Annotated in this window: 11 protein-coding genes; 5 read left to right on the forward strand and 6 right to left on the reverse strand. The window is 72.1% G+C overall.

Annotation, left to right across the window (positions count from 1 at the left end; all coding sequences use genetic code 11):
• Positions 1–1,042 precede the first annotated feature (1,042 nt).
• From NUT86_RS24575 to NUT86_RS24585, 3 genes are all read right to left on the reverse strand, one after another.
• Positions 1,043–2,680: a PTS transporter subunit EIIC gene (locus NUT86_RS24575; protein ID WP_274737586.1), complete on the reverse strand. Its 1,638-nt coding sequence runs from the start codon at positions 2,678–2,680 to the stop codon at positions 1,043–1,045.
• A gap of 87 nt (positions 2,681–2,767) precedes the next feature.
• Positions 2,768–3,706, reverse strand: coding sequence for an N-acetylmuramic acid 6-phosphate etherase (gene murQ / locus NUT86_RS24580; protein ID WP_018089722.1), 939 nt, complete (start codon positions 3,704–3,706; stop codon positions 2,768–2,770).
• 132 nt (positions 3,707–3,838) lie between these two features.
• Positions 3,839–4,786 carry a MurR/RpiR family transcriptional regulator gene (locus tag NUT86_RS24585; RefSeq protein ID WP_026169646.1) on the reverse strand — a complete coding sequence of 316 codons (948 nt, stop codon included), beginning with the start codon at positions 4,784–4,786 and terminating at the stop codon, positions 3,839–3,841.
• A 130-nt stretch (positions 4,787–4,916) separates the two neighbouring features.
• Between NUT86_RS24585 and NUT86_RS24590 the strand changes: the two genes are divergently transcribed.
• From NUT86_RS24590 to NUT86_RS24600, 3 genes are all read left to right on the forward strand, one after another.
• Positions 4,917–5,279 (forward strand): hypothetical protein, encoded by a 363-nt coding sequence (locus NUT86_RS24590; protein ID WP_026169645.1) that lies wholly within the window; start codon positions 4,917–4,919, stop codon positions 5,277–5,279.
• A 51-nt stretch (positions 5,280–5,330) separates the two neighbouring features.
• Positions 5,331–5,624, forward strand: coding sequence for a DUF4031 domain-containing protein (locus NUT86_RS24595; protein ID WP_159486777.1), 294 nt, complete (start codon positions 5,331–5,333; stop codon positions 5,622–5,624).
• A 74-nt stretch (positions 5,625–5,698) separates the two neighbouring features.
• Positions 5,699–6,241, forward strand: coding sequence for a pyridoxamine 5'-phosphate oxidase family protein (locus NUT86_RS24600; RefSeq protein WP_018089718.1), 543 nt, complete (start codon positions 5,699–5,701; stop codon positions 6,239–6,241).
• Positions 6,242–6,271: 30 nt separating this feature from the next.
• On the opposite strand, the gene NUT86_RS24605 is transcribed toward NUT86_RS24600, so the two are convergent.
• Positions 6,272–7,594, reverse strand: coding sequence for a Cmx/CmrA family chloramphenicol efflux MFS transporter (locus tag NUT86_RS24605; protein ID WP_274737590.1), 1,323 nt, complete (start codon positions 7,592–7,594; stop codon positions 6,272–6,274).
• Between the two features lie 708 nt (positions 7,595–8,302).
• Positions 8,303–8,986 (reverse strand): HD domain-containing protein, encoded by a 684-nt coding sequence (locus tag NUT86_RS24610; protein ID WP_109891950.1) that lies wholly within the window; start codon positions 8,984–8,986, stop codon positions 8,303–8,305.
• A 239-nt stretch (positions 8,987–9,225) separates the two neighbouring features.
• On the opposite strand from NUT86_RS24610, the gene NUT86_RS24615 reads away from it, so the two are divergent.
• Positions 9,226–9,948, forward strand: a complete 723-nt coding sequence (locus tag NUT86_RS24615; RefSeq protein ID WP_274737593.1) for a copper homeostasis protein CutC — start codon at positions 9,226–9,228, stop codon at positions 9,946–9,948.
• A gap of 262 nt (positions 9,949–10,210) precedes the next feature.
• Entirely contained in the window at positions 10,211–12,430 is a 2,220-nt protein-coding gene (locus NUT86_RS24620) for a protein kinase domain-containing protein (protein WP_274737595.1), read from the forward strand.
• A 52-nt stretch (positions 12,431–12,482) separates the two neighbouring features.
• Here the strand turns inward: NUT86_RS24620 and NUT86_RS24625 are convergent, their stop codons facing one another.
• Entirely contained in the window at positions 12,483–14,591 is a 2,109-nt protein-coding gene (locus NUT86_RS24625; RefSeq protein WP_446750783.1) for a HelD family protein, read from the reverse strand.
• Between the last annotated feature and the right edge of the window lie 345 nt (positions 14,592–14,936).

Here is a 14,936-nt window from a genome sequence, read left to right on the forward strand (position 1 = left end):
ACGGCCCGGCCCCTCATCCAGCCGGGACGCCCCGGGCATCCCGCAGGCAGCAGAGCCCCGCATGCCCAAGCGCCTCCGTACGACCCCTGGCCACGGCGGCCGCGACCGCGCTGGCGGCCGGGCTGCTGACGGCCGCCACCGGCACCGCCTCGGCTGCGGACCGTGCCGCGCCGGCCGCCAACGGCCGCCAGGGTGACTTCAACGGCGACAAGAAGGCGGACCTGACCGTTGCCGCCGTCTACGAGGACGGCGGCAACGGTGCACTCACCACCCTCCCCTCGGACGGCACCCGCCTCACCACCACCGGCTCCCGCTTCCTCTCCCCGCCGCAGTCGGCATTTCCACCGCGGGCGCCCCACAGTTGGGCAGCATCATGGCGGGGTGAAGGGGAGGCGTGTGCTTTTCACGGGGTGGAATTGCGTTTTTTGGGGGCGGCTCTACCGGGCGGCGTTTGTGGGTCGGTTTTAAGGGCGCCCTAAACAGGTGTGCTGAGCTCATGGATCGCCATTTCGAATTCGGTGACGGGGTGGTGGTGAAAGCCCGATGTGGTGCGCCACTTATTCAGCCGAGAAGGGAATGTTGGGGTTGGGGGTAGGGGTTAGGGGGGAGGTCTTCTCCGGGAGCTGGATTTCCTGCGAAGTTGGGTTCGGGCGGCAGGCCTTCGGGGGCTACCGGGGGCTTGCGCCCGCCCCGCGGGGCCCGTTGTTGCTGCCGGGAGCCCTGTCCGAGGTTCCGCCGGCAGTCCCGGGCGGGAGGCGTGCCCGAGTTCGCCCAGTGAATTACCTGCGCGGCGAACTAAAGAAGGCGAACTGAAGAAGCGGTCGGATCTGCTTTCCACGGAGGAGACTTCGCTTCCCTCCCACCTCTTCAAGTATTGATGCCCCGTCAGTAACTTTTGGTTGCAGTCACTGATTGTGTAAGGGATGGAGCGGAGAGTGGTGGAATGGGGGTGTGGCCGCCCTTCGTCGGCAATATCTGACCTTTTGTCGCGGCTCATGAGTTGCGGGCTCATGGGTTGCGGGGTCATGAGCTTTTGTCGAATTCAGGGGGCTCCCAGGCCGGCCGGTGTTCCGGGTGCGGTGGCGCTTCCCGCCGTTGTCGGGGCGGGCTCTGCGGCTGTGGGGGTGGGGGTGGGGGTGGGGGCGCTGTCAGGGTCTGCGTTCAGCTCCGCCCGCAGCTGCTTGCTGAGGCCGAAGAAGTAGGTGGCGAGGAAGCCGGTGAGGTAGCCGACGGCCAGGCCCAGGGCGTAGACGGTGAGCGTGGTGGCCAGGGTGTGGTTGCCCTTGACCAGGGGGAACAGGGCCCAGCCGGAGGGGCCGATGGCGGTGGAGCCGACGGCGTCGCCGAGTTGGTTGAAGAAGCCGACGAAGGCGCCGCCGCATGCGCCGCCCAGGCAGGCGGTGATGAAGGGGCGGCCCAGGGGGAGCGAGACGCCGTAGATCAGGGGCTCGCCGACGCCCAAGAAGCCTGCGGGGAGGGCGGACTTGATGGTTCTGCGGATCGAGCGGTTGCGGGGGAGGCGGAGGTAGACGGCGATCGCGGCGCCGACCTGGCCCGCTCCGGCCATGGCGAGGATCGGGAGCAGGACCGTGTAGCCCTGCTGCTCGATGAGGGTGGTGTGCAGAGGGATGAGCGCCTGGTGGAGGCCCAGCATGACGAGGGGGAGGAAGAGGCCACCCAGGATGAGGCCGGCGAATGCGCCGCCGTGGGCCAGCAGCCAGTTGGCGCCCGTGCCGATGGCGGTGGCGGCCTCGCCCGCGACGAACATCAGACCGAAGAGGGTGACCAGGCCCGTGACCAGGACCGTAAGGGTGGGCGTGAGCAGGACGTCCAGCGCCTCGGGGACTGCTTTGCGGCACCACTTCTCCACCTGGACGGCGAGCAGCGCCGCGGCCAGTGCGCCGAGCACCCCGCCCTGACCGGGAGAGAGGTGCTGGCCGAAGGCGGTGATGTGGGTGACGCCGGGGAAGACGATGACGGCGGCGACCGCGCCGCCGAGAATCGGGGTGCCGCCGAATTCCTTGGCGGTGTTGTAGCCGACGAAGACGGCGATGAGGGACATGAAGCCGGAGGCCATGGCGGCCAGGGCGGGGACGACCGAGGGCAGCCATCCGAGGTTGGTCAGCAGGCCGTTGATCCCGGCGATGATGCCGCAGCCGATCAGGGCCGGGATCAGCGGGACGAAGATATTGGCGATCCGGCGGAGGAACAGCTTCACCGGGGTGGCGTTCCGGGACTTCTGCCGCGCCTTGAGGGCGGCGCCGTGGGCGGCCAGCTCCTCGGCGGTGGGGGTGGCGGGTGAGGTGGGCGGTGGCTGGGTGGTGGCGGGTGGCGTGGGGGCCGGTGCGGATTCCGGTGTGGTGGTCTCCGAGGTGAGGGGCAGGCTGGTGGGTTCCGGCTCGGTGGCGGGTGCCATGGCGCGTGACTCGGCCACCAGGCGCTCGAATTCGGGGGTGACCCGGGCGACCGTCCCGGGGCCCAGCACGATCTGGTACGTGTCGTCCTCGACCACGCCCATGACCGCAGGCAGTGCCTTGAGGGCCTCGTCCTGGACCAGGGAGCGGTCCTGGATGCCGAGGCGGAGCCGGGTCATGCAGTGGGCGATGGAGATGAGGTTTCCGGCGCCGCCGACGAGAGGGAGGATCGCGGCAGCGGTGGCGCAATTCTTGTCTTCGGGCATATGCGGTGCCTTGCTGTGCGGACAAACCAGGGGCGAGGGTCGGGGGCGGAGCCGTACGGGGGTGTGGCGGGTGGGCGGTGGTGGGGCTCAGTGGTCCTCGGCCGCCTGGAGGGCCACGCGGAGATGGCCGTCGGCGGCGTCGAGGAGGCGGGCGGCGGTGGGGGCGTCGACTTGGCCGAGGATGGTGAGGATGGCGTTCTTCACCTCGCCGTCCGTGCTGCGGAGCGCCGTCTCGATCTCCTGGTCGGAAGCGCCGGTGGCGAGCGCGACGATACGGCGAGAGCGGGCCCGCAGCTTCTCGTTGGAGGCGCGGACGTCGACCATCAGATTCCCGTAGGTCTTGCCCAGCCGGATCATGGTGAGGGTCGAGAGCATATTGAGCACCAGCTTCTGGGCGGTGCCTGCCTTGAGCCGTGTGGAGCCGGTCAGCAGCTCGGGGCCGACCACGATCTCGATGCCATGCTCGGCGGCCGCGGCGAGCGCCGAATCGGCGTTGCAGGACAGGCCGATGGTCAGCGCGCCCAGGGCGCGGGCATGCTCGACGGCCCCGACCGCATAGGGCGTACGGCCGGACGCCGAGATGCCGACGACGGTGTCCAGGTCCGTCAGGCCGATCGCGGTCAGATCCTCGATCGCGAACTTCGTGCTGTCCTCGGCGCCCTCGACGGCGGTGACCATCGCAGACGGGCCGCCCGCGATCAGCCCGAGCACCTCGGACGGGTCGGTGTTGAAGGTCGGCGGACACTCGCTGGCGTCCAGCACCCCGAGGCGGCCGGCCGTGCCGGCGCCGGCGTAGATCAGCCGGCCGCCGCGGGCCATTCGTGCGGCGGTGGCGTCGATGGCGGCGGCGATCTCCGGGAGCCGCCGGGCGACGGCGGCGGGGACCGTGGCGTCCTCGTCGTTCATCGTCCGGGCGATCTCCAGGGTGGAGCGGCGGTCGATCTCGGCGAGCTCGGGCCGGAACGCCTCGGTGGTGAGGGTGTCCAACTGGGCGCGCAGATGGGCGTGGTCGGCGGTGGAGGTCATGGCGTGGCGGCTCTCTTCGGGTCGGGCTCGTGGGGGGCCGTGGCTTTTCGGCTGCCCCGCCGCCGGGTGCCGTCGTGCCCACCCGTGCCGCCCGGGCGGCACGTATGCCCACAACGGCGGGGCGGTGCGAGGTCAGCGCTGGTTGTTGCGCGGCGAGTGGCGGTGGGCGAGGGCCTCGTAGGAGGCGGACAGCGCGGGGGCCGCGGTCTCGTACGTACGCTGCGCGACGCCTATGAACAGGCAGTCCACGACCAGCAGCTGACTCGTGCGGGACGACATCGCGGCCGGGCGCAGCTCGCTCTCGCGGGCCGTGGACGTGGTCAGGATGTGGTCGGCGTACGCGGCGATCTCGCCGTCCGGGCGGCCGGTGATGGCGATCGTCGTCGCGCCGTGGTCGAAGGCCACCCGCAGGGGCTCTATGACATCGGTGGTCCGCCCGGAGTGCGTGATGGCGAGGGCGACATCGCCGGTGCGCATCTGCACGGCGTTCGTCACGGCCAGATGCGGGTCCGCGTGCGCATGCGCGATCAGGCCGATGCGCAGCAGCTTCTGGACGAGGTCCTGGCCGACCAGATTGGAGGCCCCGATGCCGTACACATCGATACGGCGGGCCCCGGAGAGCGCGGTGACGGCGGCTTCGAGCTGGGTGACGTCCAGTGCGGCGGCGGTGTCGGCCAGGCACTGCTGCTCTTCCTGCGCCAGCTTCGCGACGACATCGACGAGGGAGTCGTCGACCGCTATGTCCGCGGTCACCGCGGGAGCGCCGCCGGCCGCCTGCTGGGCGGCGAGCGCGGCGAGGGCGAGGCGCAGATCGCGATAGCCCGGGTAGCCGAGCAGCCGGGACGTCCGCACGACGGTGGCCTCGCTGGTGCCGGTGCGCTCCGCGAGGCCGGTGACGGTGAGGGCGGCGCAGCCGGCCGGGTCGCTCGCGACGGTCTCCGCGACCCGCTGCATGGAGCGGGTCATCGTCGGCGCGAGGGTGCGGACCTTGGCGGCCAGCGCCGCGGGGGCGGGTGGGGCCGGGGCCGGTCGGGTCTCGACGGCCACGTCCTTGAAAGTTTCCTTCACGCTACTGCTCACGCTTGAAAAGTAATTTCATCGACGCCCCGGCGTCAATACCCTCCGTGAGTGCTGTGGACAGAACGCGTGATCCGCGGCGGGCTGTGGACAACCCCGTTCGGCGGCGGGCGGCCGGGAGACAATGGGGGGCATGGAGATGGAACAGGCATTGCACGCCGCGCGGGCGCTGGTGCTCGCCGACCTGATGGCGGACAAGGTGGCCGACGCCGACATCGTTTCGCTCGTGGAGGATGCGGTCGTCCACCGCCGGTGGTGGGTGGAGCAATGGCCTGAAGGCGCGGCATTCGTCGCAGGACTCATAGCGCAGGACGTCCAGGACGCCCTCCTGGACCGGTACGGCCGCTGGCCGCTGTGCCCCGTGTGCACGGAGTCGGGGGATCCCCATGCGCTCGATGTCGAACCGGAGTTGGGGACCGATCCGCACTGGGTCTGCCCCAAGACAGCCGTCGCGGTGGCCCGGGTCGGGCGGCTCGGCGCCCCGATGGAAGGCTGAGGTGGTTGATGGTGCGGCGGGCTGACACGGCGATCCGGCCGGAGAGCTGACGTGGCTATCTACATCGATCCGCCCACCTGGCCGGGGCACGGCCGTATGTGGTCGCATCTGGTCAGCGACCACTCCTTCGACGAACTGCACGCCTTCGCGGCGGGGATCGGTGCGCCCCGGCGGGCGTTCGAGCGCGACCACTACGACCTGCCGGCGGAGCGGTACGACGACGCGGTGCGTGCCGGTGCCGTGGAGGTCGGCTCCAAGGAGCTGCTGCGCCGGCTGACCGCCGCCGGTCTGCGCCGTCCCAAGCACCGGCCGGCGCCCCGTACGGCCCGTCGCGGCGCGTCGTAGCGGCGGCACGGCGGCGGGTCCCCGCACGATGGGCCTGACCGTGCGCCGCACCGCCGCACCGAAAGGGGACAGTCATGTCAGCCAGCGAACAGGGCGGACAACCGGCCACCGACCTCGACCCGAATTACAGCAGCGAGGGCGCCACGGCGACCGCATGGCCCGCGGCCGTCGGCGGGATGACCGAGGCGGAGATCTTCTGGCTCACCACCGTCCGGCCCGAAGGCCGCCCGCATGTCACCCCGCTGCTCGCCGTCTGGTCGGACGGTGCACTGCACTTCTGCACCGGCCCCGGCGAACGCAAGGCCAAGAACCTCGAATCCAACGCGCACTGTGTGCTGACGACCTCCACCGCCGGCGGCAACGACCTGCACGCGGGGCTCGATGTGGTCGTCGAGGGCGACGCGGTGCGGGTGCACGACGAGCCCACGCTGCGCCGGCTGGCCGATCTGTACGCCGAGAAGTACGGCAGCGACTGGCATTTCGACGTCCGCGACGGTGCGTTCTACGGGGAGGGCAACCGGGCCGTGGTCTTCCGGGTCGAGCCGGTCACGGCCTTCGGGTTCGGACGGGGCGAGACCTACAGCCAGACGCGATGGACGTTCGACGGCCGGGCATGAACCGCGCGGGCGCGCGTCGCCCCGCGGGACTCAGTGGTGCCCTGCCGCCCCCGTCGCCTTCGCGGTCCCTGCTGCCTCTGCCGTCTCCGCAGCCTCGGCCATTTCCGCTGGCTGCGCCACTGCCGTGGTCTGCGCGGCGGGGGTGGTGGAGGAGGCGACCAGCCGGGACTGGTTCGTCGCGCGGTGCAGTCGGAACGCGAGGGCAGTGGTGATCACGGCCGCCGCCGCCAGCGCGGCGCCGGTCCAGGCCACGGACGGGTAGCCCCAGCCCGCGCCGATGGCCAGCCCGCCGAGCCAGGGCCCGAGGGTGTTGCCGATGTTGAACGCGGCGGTGGTGGTCGCTCCGGCCAGCGTCGGCGCGGCGTTCGCCACGTTGAACATCCGCGCGTTGAGGGCCGGGGCCGTGGTGAACGCGGTCACCCCGAGCATCAGGGAGAGCGCGATGGCGGCGACCGCGCTGTGCGCGGTGAGCGCCAGGACGGCCAGCACGACGGTGGACGCGGCGATACCGCCGAAGAGCGTCCCGAAGAGGTGGGCGTCGGCGATCCGGCCGCCGATGAAGGTGCCGGTCAGCGCGCCGACGCCGAAGAGTGCCAGCACCGTCGGTACCCAGCTCTCGGCGAGGCCGGCGGTGTCGGTCAGCAGCGGCGAGAGGTACGAGAAGAGCGCGAAGACCGCGGCGCCGTTCAGGGCCGTGGCGGTCAGGGCCAGCCAGACCTGCTTGTCCTTGTAGATGGTCAGCTCACGGCGCAGCTGCGGGCGGTCCTCGCCGGTGGGCACGGCCGTACGTGGCACCAGCGCGATCACGCCGACCAGGCCGATCGCGGCCAGACCGGCCACGGCCCAGAAGGCGGCGCGCCAGCCGGCGTGCTGGCCGAGCAGTGCGCCGGCCGGGACGCCCGCGATGTTGGCGATGCTCAGGCCGCCGACCATCACGGCCATGGCGCGGGCCCGCGCGGTAACCGGCACCAGCGAGACGGCGACCGCCGCGCCGACCGCCCAGAATCCGGCGCAGGCCAGTGCGCTCACGATGCGCGAGACGAAGAGCACGCCGTAGGAGGGGGCCAGCGCGCCCGCCACCTGGCCGAGGCCGAAGACGGCGAGCAGCGCGATCAGTGTCGTCCGCCGCGGGAGGCGGAGCGTGGCGGCGGCGAGCACCGGGGCGCCGACCACCATGCCGATCGCGAAGGCCGAGACCAGCAGTCCGGCCTGCGGAATGGAGACGTTCAGGTCGCGGGCGAGGGGCTGGAGGATGCCGGAGAGCATGAACTCGGACGTGCCAAGAGCAAAGACGGACAGGCCGAGGACGTATACGGCGATGGGCAGGCTTGAGCGGTCGGACTGTGCGGGCATGTCAGCTACTAACAGCGATAGGACGGCTTACATTCCCGGCTCGGCCGATTCCTTCTGCGGGAGCGGGGCCGGCGGGTTGACGCGGTGTTGCTGAGCTGGGGTTGGGGTTGGTGCGGGGTTGCCGTGGGCTGGGGTCGGTGCGCTGTCGCTTGGTGGGTGGTGGGTCGGAGGGGACGCCCGGTAACCCGTCCTCGGCGCGGGCGACGCGGGTCCCGGAGGTTGGGAGCCCCGTTGTTCGCTCCGGGTCCTGCGGGCGGCTCACCGGACATCCCCTCCGACCGCCGTACGTGGGCGGCTGTCCCGCCGTACCGATCACCGTTACGACCAATGCGCGGCACCTCTTGGCAGGGACCTGGCCGGGCCGCCCGCAGTTTGGGCGCGGCCGAGGTGGGGGCCGTAACGGGCGGTGTCACCGGCCGGCAGTCGGCGACGCTGAATGGTTGGAGGGGATGTACCGGTGCCCGCCCGCAGGACTGGAGCGAACGCCGGGGCACTCAATTCCTCGTAGCCGCGTCGCCCGCGCCGAGGACGGGTACCGGTGCGTCCCCTCCGACCCCCGCGGCAACCACACAACCCGCAAAACCCCAGCCCCCACCAAGCCGCACGGCCCGAGAAGCAGGTGACGGATCGGCCGCGCCACGAAGGGGCGCGGGGAACGGCGCGCCCAGCCACCACCGCACCCGCAGACAAACAACGGCCCAAGCCCCCCTACGCCCCCCGCAGCAGATCCAGTTCCGTGGAGAGGTTGCGGCGGGCGGTGTGTTCCCAGAGGTCGTAGCCGCGGGGCGTGCGGAAGAGGCGGGGCAGGGAGAGGAGTTGGGTGAGGACGGCGGCGCGGCCCGCGGTGAAATCGGGGTCGGGGACGAACGCGTACTCGGCACGGACCGCGGCGGCGTAAGCGGCGTACTGGTCGGGGGAACCGGCGAGCACCGCGAGGTCCGCGTCGCACAGCACCTCGCCGTCGGGGTCGTCGGGCGCCGGGTCGTGGGTGACGGTGAGCCGCACCAGGCGGGCGACCTCGGCCGTGCGGGCCGCGCCGACGCCCAGCTCGGGCAGTGCGCGTTCGGCGAGGGCCGCACTGCGCTCCTCGTTCTCGGAGCGGTCCGGGCGGTACACGGCATCGTGGAACCAGGCTGCCAACTGGACGGTGGGCAAATCGTCGGCGTGCTCGGCCAGTTCGTCGATGCGGAACAGGACCGCGGCCAGGTGGTCGACGGTGTGATAGCGGCGTTGGGGTTCGCGCCAGCGGGACAGGAGGTTGTCCGCGTACGGGGCGGGGTCGGGTGCCGTGGGGTTCTTGGTGCCGCGGGCCGCGGTGACGGTGTCGGCCCAGCGCTGCCGCAGCTCCGGCGCCGGGTCGGTGGTGTCTGCCGTACGGGGCACGGAGGTCATACGAGCCATTGTGCCTCGCGCCCCGGGAAATACGGGGCGGAGGGTGAGGTCCGGTCAGGTCTGCCGACGGTCGGCGGCCGGTCGTGCGGGTAGGTGTGGGAGTACGGCGTATGGGCGGATTCCGGGTGTGCCGGTGGTGGCCCGGTGTCCGGAAGAGTGGGTGGCCCTTACTCTGGGATATTGGACTAGACCTGTTGTGGGGTCCGTCTCGTCATGTCGTCATCGAAGGATTGGGTCATATGAGCAAGCGCGCGCTGCTGGAGGTGATCGCGCTCGGCCCGCAGGACGCGGTCGCCGCCGAGGCCGGCGGGGCCGATCGGCTGGAGCTGGTGACGGACATGGCGGCCGACGGGCTCACCCCGCCCCGGGCCACGTTCGCGGCGGTCCGGGCGGCCGTCGGCCTTCCGCTGCGGGTCATGCTGCGGGCCGCCGACGGCTTCGCGGCCGGTGACGTGGCGGCGCTGTGCGAGGAGGCCGCGGCGCTGCGGGCGGAAGGTGCCGAGGAGTTCGTCCTCGGATTCCTCACGCCGGACGGGCGGCCCGATCTTGCTGCGGTGGCGGCGCTGACCGAGGTGATCGACGGCTGCCCGTGGACCTTCCACCGGGCCATCGACCGGGCGGCCGACCGGGACGCGCTGCGCAAGGAGCTGGCCGGGGCGGCCGGCGCCGCGGGGCTCGACACCTATCTGACGGCCGGGTCCGCGCAGGGGGTCGACGGGGGGCTGCCGACGCTGCTGGCGGAGCAGGCGCGTACGGCGGCGGGCGAGCCCGGGTACGCGCCGCGGATCCTGGTCGGCGGCGGACTCGGGCTCGGCCATCTGCCGGCGTTGCGGGCGGCCGGTCTCGACGCGTTCCACATCGGCGGCGCGGCCCGGCCCGCCGGGTGGTCGGCGCCGGTGGAGGCGGCGGCGGTCCGGGAGTGGCGGGAGGCGCTGGATCTGCCTGTCGCTCAGCGGGTCTGAGAGATCCCGGAGACCCGGGAGATCCGGAAGAGCTGGGAGATCCGAGAGATCCGGGAGACCCGCAAGACGCACGAGACCCGCAAGACGCACGAGGCCCGCGAGACCCGCGAGACCTGAGGGGTCTACGAGGGCGGCCTTCAGAGGCGGAACGGGAGACGGGCGTGCCCTCGGGCGCCCGTCCGGCCCGCTTCCTCAACTCCCTTTGGCGTGGGACCGTTTGACGAGTGTCACGGTTGGGGGACCAGGGGGAGGGTGACACGGCATGACAGGTATGGGAGTCAAGCCGCTCAGCGGAGACGACCCGCAGCGGCTCGGCGTCTACCGGATGCTGGGGCGGCTCGGGTCGGGCGGCATGGGGCGGATCTATCTGGCGCGGTCCACGGTCGACGGGTCGCTGGCCGCGGTCAAGACGCTGCTCGCCGAGGGCGTCGTCAGCGATACCGACCGGCGGCGGTTCGCCCGCGAGGTGACGCTGGCCCGGCGGATCGACAGCGTCCATACGGCCCGGGTGCGCGACGCCGACCCGGACGCCGAACTGCCCTGGATGGCCATCGAGTACATACCGGCGCCCGCGCTGTCCGAGCTCGTCCGCAGCGCGGGGCGGCTGCCCGGCTCCGCGGTGCGCTGGATCGCGGCGGGTACCGCGCAGGCCCTGGTGATCCTGCACGACGAGGGCATCGTCCACCGGGACGTCAAACCCCAGAACATCCTGCTGCCGCTGGCCGGGCCCCGGCTCATCGACTTCGGCATCTCGCACGCCAACGACATCACGCGGACGTCGCTGACGCTGGGTACCGTCGCCTTCACCTCGCCGGAGCAGGCCCGTGCCGAGCCGTCCACCACGGCGTCCGATGTGTACTCGCTGGGCGCGACGCTCTTCTATCTGGCCGTCGGCCGCCCGCCGTACCCCGAAACCGACGACACGATCCGGCTGCTGACGCTCGTACAGCGCGGCGCACTCGATCTGACCGGGCTGCCCCGGGAACTGGCCCCGCTGATCCGCCCGTGTCTGTCCGCCGGTCCGGACGAGCGGCCCGAACCCGCCGATCTGCTGCGGCAGTTCCTGGAGGAACTCGACCGGATGCCGACCTCGCGGCGCGGCGAGCGCTGGCTGCCGCAGCGGTGGACCGCACTGATCGGGAAGTACGAGGCGCAGGGGCGGGCCTTAGGGAAAGCCGGGGGCGCCGCGGCCGGGGGCGCGCAGACCCCCGCGGCCGACGAGTGGACGCAACAGGTCCCGCCGCCGGATCCCACCCGCGTCTACACCGAGGAACGGGCCGCGCGGCAGAAGCAGGAAGAGCAGGCCGCGCGCCGGAAGCAGGAGGAGCGGGCGGCGCGGCAGAAGCAGGAGGAGCGGGACCGCGCCGAGCGGGAGCAGGCGGCGCGCAAGGCACGGGAGCGCAAGGAGGCGGAGGAGCGTAAGCGGGCGCAGGCCAGGGCGCGGGCGGCCGCGCAGGCCGCGGAGAAACAGCGGCGTGAACGCGCCGAGCGGGAGCGGCAGAAGCGCACCGACGACGCGCGGCGGGAGCAGCGGAGGCGGGCGGCCTCCGCGCAGACCGCCGCGCCCGCGTCGCCCAAGACGCCTTCGTCCAAGACGTCGTCGGCGTCCAAGATGTCGTCGTCATCCAAGACGTCGCCCGCCCCGCAGCCCGCCAACTCCTCGTCCGGCGGCGGCTGCGTCTGGGCGGTGCTCCTGTGCATCGCGTTCGTGGTCTTCCTCTGGAAGCCCTGGAACGCCGAGGACACCGCCGGCTCGTCGAGCGGTACGTCCAGCGGTACGTCCAGCGGCTCGTCGAGCGGTACGTATTCGAGCGGCGGGACGAGTTCGGGGGCGTCAAGCGGTACGTACACGAGCGGTGGAACGAGTTCCGGTACATCCACGAGCGGCTCGTCCGGCTCCGGCTCGTCCGGCTCCGGGACGTCCACGAGTGGCACCTCGGGCTCCGGAACGTCAGGCTCCGGCACGTCCACCAGCGGTGGGACCGGTTCCCGTACCCCCAGCCAGGTCGACGCGGCCTTCGCGGCCGTACGGGCCGGCGACTGCCTCGACGCGTACCAGGACGGGTACGGCAACTGGAGTCGTTCGGCGCCGGTGCGGGTCGGTTGCGGGGCGGCCAGTGCGTATCTGCGGGTGCTGCGGGTGGCCAGGGCCGGGAGCTGCCCGTCCGGCGGCGGACGGGGTAGCTGGTGGCACGGCGGGGTGGGCTCCTCGTCCGCCAACCTGTGTGTGGAGCGGCAGTTCCGTAACGGCCAGTGCTTCCTGGCCAAGGCCCAGGGCGGGCGCCCCGGGCCGGCGAACCTGCTCACCGCGTGGAACTGCAGCGCCGACCGCGTGCCCCGGGAGTTCAGCTACATCATGCAGGTCACGGCCGTCCTGCGGGCCTCGGCGGGCACCGGCGCCTGCCCTGGGGAGCCGGGGCGCTACCGCTACTCGTGGAACGTGTACGACGGGAGGACCATGATCTGCGCCAAGGTCGCCTGACGTCGTGGCATCAGGCGACCCCTGGCGGCCCCGGGCACACGACCCCGGGGCCTCAGCGGTCGGCCAACTGCTCCGGCAGTGGCGCCGCATGGATCACCGTCAGTCCGGACACCGGCCGGGTCAGGCAGACGTACAGGCGGCGCAGCCCGGTGCGTTCGTCCGGTTCGCCGTCGACGATCGCGGCCGGCTCGTCCAGGACCACGTAGTCGTACTCCAGACCCTTGGCGAGGGTGGCGGGTACGAGCGTCAGCCGGGCCTCGGCCGAGGTCTCCTCGCCGGGGGCCAGATAGCTCACGCCCGCCGCCTCCAGGGCCGTACGCAGCGCCGGAATCCGGGCCTCCGCGGCGATCAGTCCGATCGAGCCCTCCTTCGCCAGCGCGTTGTCGCAGGCCGTGAGGGTGGCGGCGGTCAGGTCCGCCGGCTCGACCGTACGGATCGCGAAGTCGCCCGCCGACTCACGGATCGAGGTGGCCTCCGTCAGGTCGGGGGCGATGGCGGGCAGCAGCCGGGACGCATAGGCGATGACCTCGCGCGGTACGCGGAAGCCCTGGGTGAGTTCCTCGACGGCCGAACCGGGCTTGCCCAGGTGCGTCAGCGCCTCCTCCCAGGTGTCGGTCGCCCAGGGGGTGGTGCCCTGGGCGATATCGCCGAGGATGGTCGCGGAGCCGGTCGTGCAACGGCGGCCGACCGCGCGGTACTGCATGGGGGAGAGGTCCTGGGCCTCGTCGAGGACCACATGGCCGAGCGACGGTGTGCGCGCCACCAGGTCCATCGCCTCGTCGATCAACACCGCGTCCGCGGAAGACCACTTGGCGCTCTTCACGCTGCGGGCCGGCCTGGTCCACAGGATCGTCTTCTGCTCCTCGGGGGTCAGGATCCCCTCGGCCTGATCGGCGAGGAATTCCGCATCGCCCAGCAGCCGCAGCACCAGCTTCGCCGGGTCGACCGGCGGCCAGACCGCCTTGACCGCGGCCTTCACGGCGGTGTTACGGGCCACCGCGTCCTGCACCCGGTCGTCCGGGGCCTCGCCCGCCTGCTCCATCCGGACGAGCACGGCATGGGCGATCCGCTGCGGCAGCGCCTCGCGGGCCGCGCCGTAGCGGATCTCCCGGTCCCGCAACTCCTGGACGATCTCTTCCAGTTCGTAGGCCGGTACGCGCCAGCGGCGGGAGCCGCGGACGACCACACACGGCTCCTGCGGCATCGTGATGTGCGAGCGCACCGCCCGCCGCAGCACCTCCGCCATCCGCGCGTCGCCCTTGACCGTCGCGGCGGCCGCCTCGTCCGTGGCGCGCACCTCCACATGCCCGACCAGGTCGTCGACCGTGGCCTGCTTGACCTCCAGCTCGCCGAGGGCCGGCAGCACCTGCTCGATGTAGTGCAGGAAGGAGCGGTTCGGGCCGATGACGAGGGTGCCGGAGCGGGCCAGCCGCTCGCGGTGCGCATAGAGCAGATACGCGACACGGTGCAGACCGACCGCCGTCTTTCCGGTGCCCGGAGCACCCTGGACACAGACCGAGCCGCCGATGCCGGCGCGCACGATCTCGTCCTGCTCCGGCTGGATGGTGGCGACGATGTCCCGCATGGGGCCGACGCGCGGACGCTCGATCTCGGACTGGAGCAGGGCGCTGGTCCGGGCGGCCTCGGTCGGGTCGGTGAGGTGCTCGTCCTCGTACGCGGTCAGCTCACCGCCCGTGTAACCGAAACGGCGGCGCAGCTTGAGGTCCATCGGGTCCTTCTTGGAGGCCCGGTAGAACGGCTGGGAGACGGGCGCGCGCCAGTCGATGACCATGGGGTCGCCGTCGGCGTCGTGGACATGCCGCCGGCCGATGTAGAAGTTCTCTCCCGCGGCGCCCTCGGCGAGTTCGAGACCGGGCGCGTGGAGATAGTCGAGGCGGCCGAAGAAGAGCGGGGTGTGGGAGAGGTCGGCGAGCGCCTTGATCCGGGCGTCGATCTCGCCCTGGAGGACCTCGGCGTTGACCCAGTTCGCGGTGACATCGGCGATGTTCAGCGCTTCGGCGTCCGCCCGCATCGCGCGCAGGGCGGAGCGGGAGGCGGCGAGGTGGGACTTTTCGCGCTGGAGCGGGTCGTCGGATCCCGGCCGGGGGCCGGAGCTCTCGGTGCGCGGCTCCGTCGTCGGGTGGTGGGCGTGCGAGGGCACGGCGTTGCCTCCGTGGCGGGTACGTCGGCGGGCGCGCGCCGATGAGCGCGGCGCGGCGGGCCGGTGTCGGTGCACAGCGCAGGTCAGGCGGTGTGCGGTTCAGCGGCGTGAAGCGAAGGGGCCGGCCGGTTTCCGACCGGTCGGCGGCACTCCTCGACGGGAGGCAGGCAGACGCGCGATTGTAGTCAGCGCCGCAAGACGGCGCCAACGGATTTCCGGCGGGCCGCGGCGGGCTCCGCGGCGGCCGGCTGCCGTAGGTCCCCCGTAGGGGAGGGGGTGGGCCTGGAGGCGGACGTCCGGCCCTCAGAGATGGACCTATGGACCGATGTGCTGCAATCGCGTGAA

The sequence above is a fragment of the Streptomyces sp. G7(2002) genome (assembly GCF_028870195.1).
Taxonomy (GTDB): domain Bacteria; phylum Actinomycetota; class Actinomycetes; order Streptomycetales; family Streptomycetaceae; genus Streptomyces; species Streptomyces nigrescens.